The 17,462-nt window shown below is 61.4% G+C and carries 12 protein-coding genes; 4 read left to right on the top strand and 8 right to left on the bottom strand.

Going from position 1 to position 17,462, the window contains the following annotated elements; all coding sequences use genetic code 11:
- Positions 1–11: 11 nt before the first annotated feature.
- The 8 genes from AC0Z2B_RS03820 to AC0Z2B_RS03785 form a co-directional block, all read right to left on the bottom strand.
- A complete protein-coding gene (locus tag AC0Z2B_RS03820) occupies positions 12–2,393 on the bottom strand; it encodes an enoyl-CoA hydratase-related protein (protein ID WP_475505558.1) in 2,382 nt (793 codons plus the stop codon).
- Positions 2,394–2,421: 28 nt separating this feature from the next.
- The gene (locus AC0Z2B_RS03815; RefSeq protein WP_475505557.1) at positions 2,422–4,818 is read right to left on the bottom strand and encodes a CaiB/BaiF CoA transferase family protein; all 2,397 of its coding nucleotides are present in this window, start codon (positions 4,816–4,818) and stop codon (positions 2,422–2,424) included.
- Between the two features lie 154 nt (positions 4,819–4,972).
- Complete coding sequence (locus AC0Z2B_RS03810; protein WP_475505556.1) at positions 4,973–6,115, bottom strand: amidohydrolase family protein; 1,143 nt, start codon at positions 6,113–6,115, stop codon at positions 4,973–4,975.
- Positions 6,116–6,161: 46 nt separating this feature from the next.
- Complete coding sequence (locus AC0Z2B_RS03805) at positions 6,162–7,238, bottom strand: acyl-CoA dehydrogenase family protein (protein ID WP_476295205.1); 1,077 nt, start codon at positions 7,236–7,238, stop codon at positions 6,162–6,164.
- Between the two features lie 13 nt (positions 7,239–7,251).
- Complete coding sequence (locus AC0Z2B_RS03800) at positions 7,252–8,427, bottom strand: acyl-CoA dehydrogenase family protein (protein ID WP_475505554.1); 1,176 nt, start codon at positions 8,425–8,427, stop codon at positions 7,252–7,254.
- Positions 8,424–9,710 carry an FAS1-like dehydratase domain-containing protein gene (locus AC0Z2B_RS03795; protein WP_476295204.1) on the bottom strand — a complete coding sequence of 429 codons (1,287 nt, stop codon included), beginning with the start codon at positions 9,708–9,710 and terminating at the stop codon, positions 8,424–8,426. Before AC0Z2B_RS03795 ends, AC0Z2B_RS03800 begins: the two co-directional genes overlap by 4 nt.
- Before the next feature lie 32 nt (positions 9,711–9,742).
- Positions 9,743–10,564 (bottom strand): enoyl-CoA hydratase, encoded by an 822-nt coding sequence (locus AC0Z2B_RS03790; RefSeq protein ID WP_475505552.1) that lies wholly within the window; start codon positions 10,562–10,564, stop codon positions 9,743–9,745.
- Entirely contained in the window at positions 10,561–12,090 is a 1,530-nt protein-coding gene (locus AC0Z2B_RS03785; protein WP_475505551.1) for a class I adenylate-forming enzyme family protein, read from the bottom strand. Before AC0Z2B_RS03785 ends, AC0Z2B_RS03790 begins: the two co-directional genes overlap by 4 nt.
- A 402-nt stretch (positions 12,091–12,492) precedes the next feature.
- On the opposite strand from AC0Z2B_RS03785, the gene AC0Z2B_RS03780 reads away from it, so the two are divergent.
- From AC0Z2B_RS03780 to AC0Z2B_RS03765, 4 genes are read left to right on the top strand one after another with little or no spacing between them, the layout of a single operon-like run.
- Positions 12,493–13,578 (top strand): amidohydrolase family protein, encoded by a 1,086-nt coding sequence (locus tag AC0Z2B_RS03780; RefSeq protein ID WP_475505550.1) that lies wholly within the window; start codon positions 12,493–12,495, stop codon positions 13,576–13,578.
- Positions 13,579–13,623: 45 nt separating this feature from the next.
- Positions 13,624–14,937, top strand: a complete 1,314-nt coding sequence (locus AC0Z2B_RS03775; protein WP_476295203.1) for a phenylacetate--CoA ligase family protein — start codon at positions 13,624–13,626, stop codon at positions 14,935–14,937.
- Positions 14,934–15,623 (top strand): phenylacetate--CoA ligase family protein, encoded by a 690-nt coding sequence (locus tag AC0Z2B_RS03770; RefSeq protein ID WP_475505548.1) that lies wholly within the window; start codon positions 14,934–14,936, stop codon positions 15,621–15,623. Before AC0Z2B_RS03775 ends, AC0Z2B_RS03770 begins: the two co-directional genes overlap by 4 nt.
- 15 nt (positions 15,624–15,638) lie before the next feature.
- Positions 15,639–17,192 carry an AMP-binding protein gene (locus tag AC0Z2B_RS03765; protein ID WP_475505547.1) on the top strand — a complete coding sequence of 518 codons (1,554 nt, stop codon included), beginning with the start codon at positions 15,639–15,641 and terminating at the stop codon, positions 17,190–17,192.
- Positions 17,193–17,462 lie beyond the last annotated feature (270 nt).

Raw genomic sequence — 17,462 nt, 5'->3', positions numbered from 1 at the left:
TCAAAACCTACTTAGCGGTTTTTCCACACGGGTTTGCGCTTTTGTGCGAATGCAATGGCGCCTTCGAACCTGTCTTCGCTGTTGACCACCCGGTCGATTGCCTTGAACGGCACACGCACCGAGTCCAGCTCACTGGCGTAGCGGGACTGCTCATTGAGCAGCTGTTTGGACAGGCGGATCGAGTTGGGGGAGCATTCCAACAGCTCCTCGGCAAGTGCTCGCGCACCCTCCAGTGCCTTGCCCGCGGCGGTCAGACGGTTCACGAAACCCAGCTGGCGAGCTTCTTCAGCCCCCACACGACGGCCCGTGAGGATCATCTCCATGGCTTGTTTGTAGGGAATCTGTCGGGTCAGCCGCTGCAAGCCTCCGGCACCTGCCAGCAACCCCACGCGCACTTCGCTCAAGGCAAACTGCGCCTGGCTGTCGGCTACCACCAGGTCACTGGCCAGGGCTATCTCGAAGCCGCCGCCCATGGCATAGCCATTGACCGCGCAAATTACCGGCTTTTCGCGGTTAAGGCGGGCGGTCAAGCCACCAAAACCATTGCGTGGCATCCACATTCGGCGCCCGGTAGAGGCGGCCTTGAGGTCATTGCCGGTGCAGAAGGCTTTGTCACCAGAACCGCTGATGATCGCTACCCAGAGCGTGCTGTCGGCCTCGAAGGCGCTGAAGATCTGGTCCAACTCGTCATTGGCTTCAGGAATCAACGCATTGTTGACCTCCGGCCGATTGATCTGAATTTCCAGGACGGCACCGCGACGTTCGACCTTCACGTAGGTGTAGTGCGGTTGTAGGGTCAAAGGCGTCTTGGGGACGTGCTCATCGAGGGCCAGTTGGCTGATCGCAAAGCGGTTGACACCCTGCCAATGGCGCAGGGTCACGGGAAGGTCGAAACCGTCCTGCTCAACAAAGGCGCGAACCGTCAATTCATCCCCTGGGGCACTGTTGGCCACGAAGCGCTCGCCGGTAGTGTCGAGGCGGCCGATCACTATCACCTCTCGGGGCCCGGACTTGTCGTGGAGCACGGTGTAGCTTTCCACGTGGCCCCAGCCGTGTGGATCGAGGGTGAAGGCGGGCGCGGGCAGTGCATTGACCCGCGCCTGGAGGGTGCTGCTGTCGCAGGCATGCCAGGCTTTAGGCTTCGTGGAGTAGACGCCCACGGCATGGGTGGACAGAAAACCGCCGTTGGCCCCCAGCAGTCCAAACGAACCCGGGTCGGCGCGTAACCGATGCACCAGCTCCACAAGCGCGTGGCTGGAGTAGTTGTTGCCGGGCCCGCCAAAGTACGGCAGGCCTCCAGTAACGGTCAGTCCACGCGGATCATCAGCTTCGATGCCCAATGCATCGAGGGCACTGAACACCGCGATAGGGAAGCAGCTATAAATATCTAAGTAGCAAATCTGTTCAATGCTGACGTTGGCTTCCTGCAGCGCCTGCTCATAGGCCAGTGCCATTGCGGTAGAGGCGCCCAGGTCCTGGCGTTCCAGTACCTGACGTTCGTCCAGCGCGCTGTAGCCATGTAGGTACACCCACTTATTCTCGCTCACGCCGAGCGCCCGAGCCTGGCCCACCGTGGTCAGCACCAAGGCGGCGCCTAGGTTGACCTGGTCGCGTGCTACCACCGCAATGGGGTGCGGGTCGGCGATCATGCGGTTATCCGGGCCCGGGGTAGCAATGCTTGTGGCGGTCCAGTCCTTCTTGCTCGAAGCATGGGGATTGGCCTTGGCCACCTTGGCAAACGGCGCCATCAGATCTCCCATCTGCTCGGCATATGCCTGGCGATCAAGCCCCAGGCGCCGGCGACGGGCCTGCTCCAGCAAGGGGTAGACGGTGGTGGGCATGATCAAGTTCTGGTCGTTCATGTGCTTGGTGCGCATGGCGCCCACGTTCCAGTGACGGTCTTCCAGCGCCTGTTCATGGTGTTCGGACCAGTTCAGTTGCTGGCCTGCGGCTTGTGCGGCCCGTTGTGTTGAAGCGGCTTCGCCGCCGCACAGCAGCGCCATGCGCAGCTCGCCTTGGGCCAGGCGTTCGCAGATTTCCCCTATCAGCTTTTGCGGTTCATCACCGCAGGCGGGCGAGTACACGTGCAGGGTCGGCTCAAGGCCAAGGCGCGCGGCAACGGCGGCCGGGACGTTATCAGGTGAGCCAAAAGGAGCGCGCTGAGGTCGTAACGGCGCCGGTGCCGAGTCGGCCACGGTACGGATGGCGTAGACAGCATCCACATGGGGCGCCAAAGCGGCTAGCGATAGGGCATCATCGCAGGCGGCCCTGGCGGCTTCGGCCGCCAGCGCCGTGGGTGACCACTGGTGGTAGCCTGGGTCTTCGAGGCGTTCACTGATCTGGCCAACGCCAATGATGATCGGGGTCTGGTCGTCAGGAAGGTTCACGCTCACGGGGCAATCCTTATGAGTTTTCATGATGTCAGGCCTTGGCTGCCAGCTGTGTTTGGTCTTCCAGGTGGCCATCGGCAATCAGGCTGTCGATTTCAGCGCGCGATAACCCCAGCAGCCGTGCAGCCAGCTCACGGGTGTGTTCGCCCTGGTAAGGTGCGGGGCGCAAGGGCGGTGATGGTATGTGCAGCGAGTGAGCAAGCTGGCTTTCGGTCGGCAGGGGGGCGGGTAGCCCGGGGTGCTCCAGAGTGGCGATAAATTGCCGGTGGGTCAGCTGCGGATCGTCGCGATATTCGCTCAGTCGGAGCATGAAACCCGCGCTGATCCCCTGCGCTTGGGCCTGTTGCATCACCTCTCGTGAACTCAAGGCTGCCGTCCACGCGCCAACGGCCTGGTCCAGGCGCTCGCGTTGCTGTACTCGGCCTTGGGCTGTGCTCAGGGTTGGATCGTCGAGCAGATCCTGGCGGCCCATCAAATTCGCCAGCGACTGCCATTGACCATTGTCCTGCACGCTGACCGCACACCATTGATCCTCGCCGGCGCAGCGGTACACGCCATGAGGCCCGCAGTGCGCAGAGCCATTGCCGTGCAGCGCGAATGCACCCGGTTGCAGAGATTCGTGCAGAAACGGCTCGGCATTGGCATTGAGGAATATCTCGGCCTGGGACACGCTAACAGTACCGCCCAGGCCAGTGCGCTCGCGGCGGATCAACAAGGCGAGCACTCCGCACACCCCGACTCGGGCCGCCAGGTGGTCGGGGTAGATCGTGACCCCATCGGCGAAATAATCAGGTATCTGCGGGTCGCGCCATAGCCAGGCCAAGCCAGTGCTGGCGCGTACGAGCGGGCCATAGCCAAGCGTACGGCTCTGCGGCCCGGTATTGCCCATGGCACTGCTGTCGAGCATCACCAGCCGTGGGTTGATGGCTTTGAGCACGTCATAACCCAGTCCCAGTGATTCCAGCGTGCCAGGCTTGAAGTTGGACAGCAGTACGTCAGACTTGGCCACCAGTTGCTTGAAAAGCCGCCTGCCGGTGTCACTGCGCAGGTTGATGCCCATGCTTTGCTTGTTGCGGTGGCCTTGGGCGATGGAGGGGGTGATAGGCTCACCGGTCAAGGATTGCCGTCCGCCGTCCGGGAAGGCGCGGTTCTCTACCTTGATGACTTCCGCGCCCTGGTCAGCCATCAATCGGCCGGCTTCGGCCCCAGCGACGATGACACCCAGGTCAAGCACACGAATGCCTTCCAGCGGGCGACGCTTGAAGGTGGGAGAAAAGCTTTGGCTGGCTGGCGCGCGCGGTGCCGCGACATGGGCAGCGAAAAGGTCTGTGGCGTGAGCGTTGAGCGCTGGCGCGGCTTGACGCGGCCCGGCCCGTTGGCCGTCGATTTCCAGATAGCCGGAAGCGATTTGGCCGACCTTGCCATCAGCCAGGTGGAAGGGCTGGAAGCTGCCTCGGGCAGTAAAATGTTCATCAGCCAGCACTTGGCTTGGCGTCGCCACCACCGCGATGGGCACGCCGCGCCGTTGTCCTTCGGCAAGCAATTCTTGCGTCGTGGCATCTCGAAACAGTGTTGCGCAAAGCGCGTTGATCTGCGGGGCCACCGCCATGCGCTTGGCGATATTGGAATATTGTGGGTCGCAGAATGGGTGGTCATCGCCGAGCCAGTCGCGCAATGCTTCCCATTGCCTTGGGTTCAGTGCGCACAGGCGCATGTGCCCGTCCTTGCAGGCAATGATGGGGTACAGTGGCACTGCTGGCGGACGGCCGTGGGGCGTGGAGTCGAGCGCCGACTTGCCAGCTGCGGCGCTGCCGGTTACGCCCAGCCCTGGGTCCAGAACCTGGGCAATGGCTTCCTGAATGGAAAAGTCCAGGTGGTCGCCAACGCCGGTCTGCAACCGTTGCCAATGACCCAACAGCGCCACCCAGGCGGCCTGAATCGCCGCCGATTCCCAGCAAAGCTTTCCGGGCGGCAATACCGGCGTCTCGCCCGGTTTCCCGGAACGGCAGAGGACGCCGGAAAGGGCCGCGTGCACGGCGTGGCTAGCCTGGTAGTCGCCATACGGACCGCTGGCGCCAAAGTCGCTGATGGACAACAGCAGCAAGTCCGGCTTGCGTGTGCGTAGCACGTCAAATCCGAGCCCCAGTTGGTCCAGGGTCTGGGGGCCGCTACCATCGACCAGCAGGTCGGCGCTATCGAGCAACTGCTGGAAGCGCGCTTTTCCCTCGGGGGTGTGCAGGTCCAGCACCAGGCTTTGCTTATTGGCGTGGTGGGTCATGAAGTCCAGACTGGCCGAGCCGACCAGTGGCGCAGCCCGGCGTTGAGGCAAGCCCTGCGGTGGTTCAATCAGAATCACCTGGGCGCCAAGGTCGGCGAGCAGACGTGCTGCCGTGTCGGTCTTGCCATTGGCCAGCTCGATGACACGCATGCCCTCCAAGGGCATGGCGGAAAGGGGCGGTGTAGCATCTTGGCGCATAGTGTGTCCCATCCTCGAATGGTGGAATGTTATTGTTTTCGCGCGACCTTAATCAGATATATCATTGTGACTGTTTTGCGGCAATGCTTTCATTGCCGCGTGGCAGTCAAGCGCTCAGGACGCGTTGGGTTTCCGTAGCTACCTCCTGGGGGTCGATGTTAAACATGCGCGCCGCATTCAGGCCCAGCACTGCGGCGCGGTCGTGCTCGGTGAGCTCGGGCACCTGGTCGAACATGCCGGCTACCAGTTCCCGGGAGTAGGGGAAGGTACCTTCGCTGTGCGGGTAGTCAGTGGCGAAGAGGAAGTTCTCGATGGTCAGGCCTTTGAGTGTCAGCAGACAGCCCAGATCGTTCTGGAACGAGCAATGCACCTGGTCGCGCACGATCTGGCTAGGTTTGCGCGACAGCTTGGGTTGAATTGAAGGGGCATGGCCTTCGTACACTTCATCCATGCGCTCGGCCAGGCCCAGCAACCAGCCTGCGCCGGCTTCCACGAAGAGGATATGGGCATCAGGATTGCGGTCCAGGATGCCGCCCCCAACCAAAGCCGAGATCACATCGATGGCATCGTTCATTTGTCGTGCGTAATTGAACAGTGCCGCGCCGGGGCCGCGAATGGCGCGCAGGTTAACGTTGCCGGTGCCGGTATGAAAAACCATGGGCACCTTGGCAGCGGCGCACAGGGCGAAGAATTCGTCCCAGGCCGGATCGTTGTAACGCGGAGCCGACTCCAGTCCCGCCGGCGGCATCATCACGGCCTTGTAGCCCATGCCTATCACGCGCTTGAGCTCGGCGATGCCGTCTTCCAGTGTCACCAGGGGAATGATGGCTGCGGGAATGAGGGTAGAGCGGATACCATCCAGATACTCCCATGCCCAATCGTTGTACAACTTGCACGCTTCCCGGGCGGCGTCGCGATCGGGGATGCGTGACACCAGCAGGCCCAGGCTTGGAAAAACCAGCTCGGCGTCGACGCCGTCGCGCTGCATGTCGGCAAAACGCAGCTTGAGGTCACGCGCGCCCAGGCGACGCACGTCCAGATCGTTGGAGTCGCCGACCTTGTGCGCATGGAAGTCCAAGGGAATCTTGAAGATCACGTTTTCCCCCAGTCGGTTCAGGCGCATGCGCTTGGCTTCGTCCAGGGCAACGTTGGGGGCCCAGTGTTGCAAGTGCTCTGGCAGGCCCTTGGTGAACAAGTCCGGGGGTTCGACGATATGAGCATCGCAGCTGAAGATGAATGGCCGCATCATGAATATCCTTGTTGTTGAAGTTGTAAGGGGGCAGGCGTCTCGACGGTCAGGACAATTGGCGCCTCAGTTGCACGGCGCTGCCGAGCCAGGCGGAACCGAACATGGCGCGCTTGAGGTAAAGGTGCAGGTCGGCCTCCCAGGTGTAGCCAAATCCGCCGTGCAGTTCGATGGTCCGGCGCGCTGTGCGCAGGTAGGCATCACTCAGGTGGGCTTTGGCCAAGGCGGCCAGGCGCGGCACCAGAGGCTCCTGTGTGTCCACGGCCTGGGCCGCGTGCCAGCACAGCGGACGGTTAGGCTCGCCTTCCAGGGCAATGTCGGCGATCTGGTGCTTCACGGCTTGAAACTGGCCGATCGGCACGCCGAACTGCTCGCGGATCCGGGCGTAGTCCACCGCCAGGCCCACGCAGCGGATTGTGCCGCCGCACGCGTCGGCAGCCAGCAGGGCATGGCCGGCAGCAATCACCGTGCGTGCGTGGGCTTCACCGGCGGGAAGTGGCTGGATCTGCGTCTGCTCCACGCTTAAGGTGGCCAAGAACGCGGTGGGATCGATGCACGCTTGCGGCTGCCACTTCAGGCCCGGGGCATCGGGCTCTATCAATCCCAGGCCACCCCCGGCGATGCCGACAATCGCCAGCACCGGTACCGCATGCCCAGGAACAGGGACGAACTCAAAAACAGCCTGGCCGGCCGCGCCAGGCTGTGCCTGCCAGCCGGCCGGCTGCCAGGCCGGGGCGGCGGCGTGCAGTGCCACTGTGCCGACCACGGTGCCGCTTGCCAACGCCGGCAGCCAGCGTGCCTGTTGTTCCGGGCTGCCCGCGCGTACAAGCGCCAAGCACGCCAATTGGTGAGGGCTGAAGGGCAGAGGCGCGACTGCGCCACCGAGGGTCTCGGCAACCAATGCGGCATCGGCCACCTGCAGGCCGATACCCCCCCATTGTTCGGGCACCAGCAGCCCCGTGAAGCCCAGGTCGGCAAATCCCTGCCACAGTTCGGCCAGCGTTTGCTGCCAACCTGCGCCCCGATCGGCGATGTGATGCAACACCGCCGAATCGGCATGGTCGGCAAGAAAGTCTTGAGCGGTTTGCTGGAACGCCAACTGGTCGTCGTTGAGCAGATAGTTCATGGCAAGTGCCTCCTCATTGAGCCGCGACGCTGTCGCGGGGCAGGCCCAAACCGCGTTCGGCGATGACGTTGCGCTGAATGTTCGAGGTACCACCGGCAATGGCAATGCCCAACGAACCTAAGTACTGGTTCAGCCATTTTTCCGGGCCTGCTTCGGCCTCGCGACCGAATGGCGAGAGCATGAAGGCATCGCCGAGGATGTCGCGGCCGATGTCAGCCACTTCTGCCGCGATGCGCGTCACGATCAACTTGTTCATCAAGGCCACGTTGCCCGGTTCCTGGCCAGCCAGGCGCAAGGCGAATTGGCGCTGCACATTGTGGTAATGGGCACTCACCATGCCCTCGAGAACGATCAGTCGGTCCTGGATCCGTGGATCGCGGATCGCCGGTTGGCCATCGAGCAGATGCCGACTGGCCAGCTCCTGCAACTTGCGGTGCAGCGTGACAGAGCTTTCGGCGGCGCCAATGAAGCCCGAGCGTTCGGCCGACAGGGTGGTCTTGGAGACCTTCCAGCCCTCGCCGCGTTCACCCACAATCCAATCGGCGGGAGTCCGGGCACCATCGAAAAATACTTCACTGAATTCGTCGCTGCCATTGATCTGTCGCAGCGGGCGAATAGTAATGCCTGGTTGGCGCAGGTCTATCAGCAGGTAGGAAATGCCGCCATGCTTGGACGCCTCGGGTTCGGTACGCACCAGCATGAACATGAAGTGCGCCTTGTCGGCGCCAGAGCTCCAGATCTTCTGCCCGTCGATGACCCAGTGATCGCCTTCCAGGCGAGCCTTGGTGCGAATGGATGCCAGGTCGGAGCCAGAGTTGGGTTCACTGTACCCTTGGGCCCAACGAATCTCCCCCTTGAGCGTAGGAGCGATGAAGCGCCCCTTCTGCCAGGGCGTGGCACAAGCCAGCAGGGTGGGCACCAGCATGCCCGTGCCCACGCCGGGAACCTCCATGGGGGCACGTACACGGGCGAACTCCTCCTGGATCACTTGTGCACGGGCCAAATCGGCAGGTTGTTCGGAGCCGCCGTAAGCTTTGGGGACGGTGCGGTACAAGTATCCCTGTTCAATGGCCAAGCCCCGGAACACGCCCTTGTCGGTGGTTTTCGGGTGCCACTCCCGGGCGAGGAAGTCAGCGACTTCCCGGCGATAGTCGGCCAGCGCCTGCAAATGATCATGGACGGTGTTCATGGCGCAGGCTTCCCGGCGCTCAGTTCCCAGTGCCTGGCCATCATGCGCGCCGCACGCACCTTGAGGTCGGTTGGCGGTTCGGGCAGTACCAGTGCGCCCTGAGCACGGGAGGGTAACGCTACCACCGCGTCACACAGCACGGTGTCCTCGCCCCGCTGGTTGGTCATTTTCAACTTGACGTCGACCAGGTTCAGGCCATCTTCCTCGCGCTTGCCTACGACCTCGCCGCTGATGAACTGGGTATCGCCCATGTAGTTGAATTTGCGAATCTCGTCATACTGCTTGTATACCCAGCCAGCGTCGCCTACCCAGTCGGTGAGGTAGCGGAACAGGTAGTTTTCCCGCATTACGCCATAGTCATAGGCCATGGGGTTACCGATCGCCTGGGCCCATTCGCTGTCCCAGTGCAGGCGCTGGGCTACATCGGGAATGCCTTGGGCGTTCTTCACATAGAAGGGGGCGATGCGTTTGCGATTCAGGTTCCACAGGCGGCCGGTACGCAGGCCATAGGGCACCCAGCCATAACCACCGCCATGGAAGTTGACCACGTCGGTCACCGTCAACGGACCACTTGCGCCGGCAGGCAGTACATCGCCGACGCTGACATCGTCGAAATACAGGACTGCCGCGCCACGGGAAGTCTCGGCACTGTAGATCTCGTCGATACGCGCCAGATCTTCATCGCTGTACTCGGCCGGGCGAATGTCCTTGTACTTGCCGGTTTCTCGGGCCTTCTTACGTTCAGTCATGATTGCCCGGTAGCGGTACACCGACACCACTTCGCCGCGCTGATTGACCTTGATCTGGCTGTTGAATCGGGTCAGTGATCGGCCGGCAAATTCCGACTGTTTGACTTCCAGGCCGTCCTCACCACCGAAGCTGTACAGCGTATCGCCAGGAAAGATAGGCTTGAAAAAGGTCCACTCGCCGCCGGAGATAAACATGTGGATACCACGGAAAAGGCTCTTGGTCTGGGCCTTGAGTTCCGGGTCCATGGGGTCGCCGCGCATGGGGCGGTTGATTACCCCGGCCATCATTGACGGTGCGATCACCGAACCCCAGCGGGTACCGGCGGCATACTCGGGGTTGGTGAACAGCGGGTTGTCACTGCCGCACGCGTACGCAAACGAACGGATGTTGTCCTGCGTCGCGGTGCCAATCTGTTCCTGGTCGCGGCTGGCCACGTCCACGCCCAACAACAAACGGGCACGCTCGATGTCGTGGTCGGTCAGCTCGTAAGCAGTGGCTTTCTTGAAATCTTCAGTCAGGGTTTGGTCAGACATAAGCGCTCCAGATCAGGCAGGTAAGGGAGGTTTCAGCTGCCGCTGAATACCGGCTCGCGACGCTCCATGAACGCGCGCACCGCTTCTTTATGGTCATTGGTCTGGGCCGACAGGACATTGAGGGTCGCTTCCAGATCCAGGGATGCCGGCAAAGGCATCTCCAGTGCCGCGTTGAGGTTCTGCTTGATATAGCGCTGGATGATCGGCGAGCCGCCGGCCAGGCGCCTGGCCAGCTCGGCAGTGTTGGACAACAGTTCGTCGTCCCGGCACACCTGGCTGGCCAGGCCAATGCGCAGGGCTTCTTCGGCCTTGATCTTGTCACCCAGGAACATCAGCTCCCGGGTCTTGGCGGTGCCCAGCAGTCGGGTCAGAAAGTAACTGACGCCGTAGTCGCCGGAGAGCCCAGCCTTGGCGAACCCGGTGATGAAGCTGGCGTTGTCGGAGACCACGCGAAAATCGCAGGCTGCAGCGATAGCCATACCCACCGATACCGTGGCGCCCCGGATCATGGCGATAGTCGGTTTGGGCATTTCAAATAGCAGGCGCGTGGCGTCCATGTTGCGGCGCAGCCAGTCAATGCGCGTTGCCAGGCTGTCGGGCGCTCGCGGGCGGGACGGCTCGCGCCCTTTGTCCTGAGGTTTGTCGCCGCTCAGGTCGCCTCCTGCACAGAACGCTCGCCCGGCACCGGTGATCACCACCACACGGGCCTCGGGATTGGCCCCCGCCTCGCGAACGGCCACCGAGAATGCGCGCATCAGAGCTGGATTGAACGCATTGAGACGCTCAGGCCGGTTGAAGGTCAGGGTCAGCACGCCCTGGTCCAGGTGCGTCAGCAGGGCTTCCTGGTCGCTCATTGCGCCACCGCCGCGTTCTGCAGGTCTTGGGTCGCGGTGAACAACAGCCGCACTTCGTGCTGGCTGATCTTCAACGAAGGTGTGCGAGGCAACTTTTCCACCACCTGCCAGCGCACCGGAACCTGGTAGGCCACCAGTTTGTTGCGTGCGTAAGCCACCAGTTCTTGTTCGTCCAGAGTTGCCCCAGGGCGCAATTCAAGGGCTGCGACCGGTACCGCGCCCAAGCGTTGATCAGCCAGCCCCACCACGCATATCTCATTGATGGCCGGGTGCTCGCGCAGCACCTGTTCAACATCGCGTGGCAGCACCTTAAACCCGCCGCGGATAATGGCCGCATCGCTGCGTCCGCGTATGAACAGGAAACCGTCGTCGTCGATCTCCGCCAAGTCTGTAGTCCGTACCCAACGCTGTGCGTCAACCTGGGGGGAGCGGACTTCGAGCAGGCCTACGGTGTTGGTACCTAGGGCGCTGCCGGTGTCAGGATCGATTACCCGCATTTCACAGCCCGGTTGCGCCCTGCCCACCGATCCGCGCTTGGTGGTTGAATAGCGTTGATGATCGCGCAGGCTCCAGCCGGCCACTGCTCCGGCAAATTCGGTAGCACCGTATGCATCAAGCAGCGGAACGCCATAGCGTTGCTCAAAGTCGATCTGCAGTTGCGGGTCCAGCGGCGCACTGCCGGTGCGGATTGCCAGCAGGCTGGCAATCTCGTGGGGGGCGACATTTGCGTCCAGGATCATGCGAATGGCGGTAGGCGGCAAAGAAACTACCTTCGGTTTGTACTGACTCACTGCTTGGGTCCATTCGTGCACCGAGAATTTTTCCAGAATGATGATCGAGCGCCCACCGATCACCGCGGCCACGGCGGCATACATGCCGCCGATATGCACCAGCGGGATTGCCAGCATGGCCGGTGATGTTTTCAGCGCCTGCTGCCCTTTGTTCTTGTTGTCTTCATAGTGCGCGGCATCGAGGAGCGAATGCTCCAGGTTGCTGTAGGGCAGGGCGATACGCTTGGCCGGCCCCGTGGTGCCACTGGACAGCATCAATATGGCAATGCCCTGCTGCAGTGGAGCTGGCAGGCGCTGAGGGTTCACGCAGTGGCCGGCCAATGGGCCGACCCGCAAGGTACCTGCGGAGCTGATACTCAACGCTTGGCAGCCTTTACTGGCGACCGCCTGACGCAGTGCTTGTGCGTGCCAGTCCTGTTCGTCGGCGATCACTGCATCCACGGCCAATGCCTCAAGGTCCTGGGCAATCTTGTCTGCAGATTGAAACGGATTGAGAGTGACCACGCAGCGGCGGCTGGCCAGTACCTGCAGCAACATGGCCACTGCGGCGGGCTGGTTGCGCAGCAAGATGCCCACCGGCGCTCCTGTCGGCAGGTCGGCCAACAACGTTTCGGCCTGTTGCATGATCAAGCCTACCTCGCCCCAGCTGTACCAGCGCTGCTGATATTCCAGGGCGGGGGCATCAGGTGCCAGCGTGAGCACGCTGCTTATGCTTGAAGCGAGGTCTAACGTCATGGTCAATGGCTCTCGTCACAGGTTCACAGGGCTCGCCGAACAACGGGCAAGGGGTGCGATGAAATTTATCGTATCAATGAGCTGTATGATTAAGCAAATAATTTGTCAGCGTCAGCGTTCCTGTCTTTGCCCCAGATGTCTTTGCAGTGCCCGAAAATAAAGGGCTACCGCATTTCAGAGGAGGGTGGGAGGCAAACAGCGGTTTCCCAAGCGGTCGATAAAAGCGTGGGGTACGCCTCGCCACTTATGGACAGCGGTAATCCGCCATGCAATGATAATCAGCACAATGATTAAGCGTTTTTTAGTGGTGGCCGGTACGTTGGGGTAACCATGCCGACTTTGCCCGCTGCCTCCCTGAGGCGATCATTCGCCCTGGTTCAACTCGACGGAGACTGTCCAACCATGGCTGGCCATTTCATCTTCAGTGCCGATTCCCATGTGCGTGAGCCCAATGACCTGTTCCGTGAAGGGTTGCCTGCTTCGCTACGCCGACATGCCATTCATGCCGTTCGCGAAGGCGAGACACTTATTACCCGTACCGACGAGGAGGTGATCTTCAAGATGCGCCTTAATGTGGTCGATATCGAAGGGGTTAAACGTGTCGGCTTGCATGACCTCAAAGGCCGCCTGCAGGACATGGACAAAGACGGCATCGACGCCGAAATCTGCTTCCCCAGCCTGGGCCTGTGGGCCTACGCCATCAAGGATGTCGAGGCCGAGTACGCCACCACGCAGATCTATAACAACTGGAACAATGGCTTTTTCTCGGCGCATCTCGACCGCTTCGTGCGCTGCGCCATTTTGCCGGTGCGCGACCTGCGCCATACCGTCGAAGAGATCAAACGAGTGGCGCGGCTGGGCTTCACGGCGGCAATGCTGCCGTCAGTTACGCCCAGCGGGGTGCCCAAGTACAACGACCCCGCCTGGGACCCGGTTTTCCATGAGGCTGGTGTGTTGGGCATCGTGCTGGTGATGCACACTGGCACTGGCCTTGAGACCGTGATCCACGAACGTGGGCCGGGTGCGGCAGTGGTCAACTACACGCGCCAGATGAATGATGGTATCGACACTGTTACGTATCTGGTGGCAGGTGGGGTACTGGACCGTAACCCACGGACCCAGGTGGCGATCATCGAGTGCGGTGCCAGCTGGCTTGGCGCCCTGGCTGAACGCATGGACGAGGTGTATCACGCCCACGCCGCCTTTGTGCAACCCAAGCTGTCGGTCAAGCCCAGCGAAATCATTCGCCGCCAGGTCAAGGCGTCATTCCAGCATGATCGGGCTTGCATCGCGGCCCGTGCGGTTACCGGCACCCAGGCCTTGATGTGGGCATCGGATTACCCCCACGCCGAGGGCACTTTCCCGCATTCCAAGGCCATCATCGCCGGGCTGTTCGATGGCATAGACATCAGTGAACAGGAAAAGGCCGATATTCTGGGTGGCAACGCGGCGCGGTTGTTCCGCTTGCCGTTGCCGCAATTCCAGTAACTCATCCAGCGATCGGTGACAGTCAAACAATAACAAGGACAAGCCATGAGCAGACTAGATGACGACAGGTTCTTCGACCCAGCGGTCGAAACCATGCCGCGCGAGGACATCGAACGGTTGCAGGAGGTCCGTATACTGCAGTTGTTGCCCTACGCCTACAACCAATCGCCATTGGTACGCGAGGTATGGGACAAAGCAGGTATCACCCCGGAGGATATTCGCTCCCTGGCCGATTTTCGCGAAAAGGTGCCTTTCATTGATAAGGACACCATCCGCGATTTTCGTGACCGCCACGGCGATCCCTATGGCGGCCTGACCTGTGTAGGGCCACCGCACTTGCGTGGCGTGGGTTTCACCTCCGGTACCACGGGTGACCCCACGCCGCTGCCACGCAGTGAATATCACGTGGCGATTGCAGGGCTCAAGCGCGAGTTGTGGCACATGGGTGTGCGGCCCACTGACTATTTCACCTATGCGCTGTTCACGTTTCGTGAAGGTTTGAACGCTGACAAGTGGCTGGACTGCGGTATGCGACCGCTGACCTTGCAACACCTTCCTGACCAGATGCCGCACTTGGTGAAGGCGTCTCGTGAGTTTCGACCCAAAGCGCTGTTCATGCTTTCAACGCCCCTGATCGTTGCCTTGCAGCGCTACCAGAAGGAAACCGGTGACGATCTGCGCGAGGCTTTTTCATCCTATGGCGGCGCGGTATTTGGCGGCGAACCCATGAGCCCGCATTTTCGGCACGTCGTCGAGTCGTGGGGGCTGGAAATCTTTGAACTCAGCTCCTTGGGCGATATCGCCACTACCATGGAGTGCCGTGCCCACGATGGCATGCATACCTGGGAAGACTTGGCGCTGATCGAGCATCTCGACCCAGCCGGCAACGAGGCCGTCGCCGACGGCGAGCGGGGCGAACTGGTGGTGACGGCGCTGCTTGACGATGTCGCTCCTTTGATTCGATACCGTACCGACGACCTGATCCAATTCACCCGCAAACCGTGTAGTTGCGGTCGCACCCACGGCCGCCTGAAGCCCATCGGCCGCAAGAGCGACGAAATGCGGGTCGCTGGCCGCTCCATTTTGCCGATGGATGTCTTCCCGTTGCTGGAGCAATTTCCTGAGGCGCGCAGCGGACTGTTCCAGATGGTGCGGCCGCAACGCGAAGTGGACCTGTTGATCCTGCGGGTGGGGTATGACGAGACCGCGTTGCAGGACAGTGTCGAAGCCCTGGAGGTGCGCATCGCCGACACGTTGGCCGGGATTCTGCAGATTCCGCTTAAGGTCCAGGCCGTGGCCAATGCCGATTTGCTCAAGAACGGCCCGCCAAACAAGATTCCAAGGGTGGTGAAATCATGAACAGTGCACAACCGACGTTTGCCATGCCTCCCATGGCCGTGGGGCGGTTCCACGATGCCAGCGGTGCTCGCCAGAGCCTGGCTTATTCAGCGCTTGAAGCCGAACGCTGGACCCGGGCGATGCTCAAGGTGCTGAGCACCTTTCATTTTCGCAGCGGCCAAAACCTGATGGTGACGGCATTGTTCGACGAAGGCGTGCAGGCCCTGGGGATGGAACGGGCGATCATGCAGTACAACATGGTGGCTGTGTCGGCCGACTCGTCGCTGTACGACGCCAAGCGTGTGGAGTCCATCGTCCGTCGCTTCAAGCTGGCGGGCGTCTATGGCATTACCCAGGCGACTCTCGATGGATTGCGCGGTATGGGCTTGCAGCCCGAGCAGTTGTTCCAGGGCATGATTCTGTGGGCGTGGCCCCAGGCATACGCGAGTTTGGTCGGCACGCCTGGTCTGAAACTGTACCGGTGCCTGGAGCTGGGACCAGCAGTGGCGGTGGAGTGCAGCGCGGGCGAAGGTGCCCACATTGATCGCTTCGAATGGCTGGTCGATGAGCAAGACGGCGAAGTGGTTATCAGCAGTCGTTTAGAGCGCTGCCAGCCGTTCCAGGCCTATAGGACCGGCGTCAAAGCGCGCGTCATTCACTCAGGGTGTCGCTGCGGCAACCCTGGCCCACGCATCCTGCCTGAATAGGGGAGAGCTCAATACATGCAGCCGACGTTGAAGACAGATGCCTATCGGCAGATCCGCCAGCATGGGCTGGCCGATGTGCTCAGTGAACACCGTCGTTCGCGACCCTTGCTCGATGCGCTGGTGGATGGGGACCGGCGCCTGACCTGGCCGCAACTCGATCGCAGGGTCAACCGCCTGGCCAATGCCCTGCAGGCTGCGGGCCTGGAGCAGGGCGACCATGTGCTGTGGCTGGGCCAGAACTCTTTTCGCGTAGTGGAATGCCTGTTGGCCGCCGCGCGCATAGGCGCGGTGTTCTGCCCTGCCAACTGGCGCCAGAGCGAACATGAAATGGCCTTCGTGATAGATGACTTCACCCCGCGGGTGGTGATCTGGCAAGAGGCGGAAATCGGTCAAACCGTACAAGCCGCCCGTGCACTGGCTCGACATCCGTGCACCTGGATACAGTCCGATCTGGACGGTGAAGGGGGTTATGAAGATTGGTTGACTGGCTTCGACGAGCAACGCCAGGAGCAGCAGGTGGATGCCGAGTGGCCACTGTTGGCGATCTATACCGCTGCCTTCGCAGGGCATCCCAATGCTGCCTTGCTGAGCCACTCGACCCTGCTTTACCAAGGCATCATGGTGGCATACGCGGAAAGCGTCAGCGAGTCCTCAGTATTTCTCAACTCTGGCCCACTGTTTCATTTGGGGACTCTGGTCACGACGCTGTCGACGTTCCTGTTTGGTGGAAAAAATGTCTTCCTGCCGCGGGTCGATGCCCAAGATATGCTCAGGTTGATTGAGGCCGAACGGGTCACGCATGCTTTTGTTGCTCATCCGACGCTGGAGCAGATCCGCCAGCTCAATGCCGATGGCAGCTACGACACCGCCAGCTTGTGGAGCTCGCCGCTGGCCCCCGAGTGGACCAATCCCCTGGTCATGCCTGCTTCGGCTCCCCTCAATCGCAAGCCTGTCCTGTATGGCCAGACCGAAATCATGGGCTTTGCGGTGATGGGGTGGTTGGGAGGCGAAGGGGCGGGGCGACCGTCGCCGCTGGTCCAGGTCCGCATTGTCGATGACCAGGGGAACGAGCTGGCTCCGGGCGAGGCGGGCGAGATCGAGGTGCGCGGGCTGCAAGTCATGAATGGTTACTTCAATCGTCTGGAGGAAAACCAGCAGCGCACTTGGGACGGCTGGTATCGCACGCGAGACTTGGGCAAGCGCTTGGCTGACGGCTCCATCGCTTTCGTGGGCCCCAAGACCACCATGATCAAGTCAGGGGTGGAAAACATCTACCCCGCGGAAGTCGAAGGCTGTCTGCGCCAGCTACCGCAGGTGCTCGACGTTTGCGTACTCGGCGTGCCCGACCCGGTGTGGTCACAGAATGTCAAGGCTGTGGTTGTCCTGCGGGCGGGGCAGTCGCTGGATGCGGCGCAGATAATCGAGCACTGCCGTGAGCGTCTGGCCTCGTACAAAAAGCCCAAGCAGATCGAATTTGCCGAAGCCTTGCCTAAATGCCGTGATGGCCAGACCGATCGCCAGGCGGTCGATGCAATGTATGGGGGAGGAGGGTACCCAGGCGTTAACTGATCTGCTCCACGCGTTCAAACGCACTTGACCTGTTGGCCCCACAGCAGGGCAGGTGCGTTTTTTTTTGCCCGCCGCCAATCCCAGCACCTCTCCCAACCGCTCCCCAATGGCTTTCTTAATCAGTACAATCGTATTGACGATTAATCAGATATAGGATTAGTATGATTGTAAGGTTAATTGCTTCTCCGGCTTTCATGTCGGTTGGTTGCAGGCAAACCAGGGCTGTTGCCAGGCCCTAGCTGGACCCAAGCTCGAAACAACAAAAACACT

The organism is Pseudomonas sp. GYB4201, from assembly GCF_056312595.1.
The sequence above is the reverse complement of the archived record's forward strand: the minus strand, read 5'-3'. Positions and strand labels throughout refer to the sequence as shown.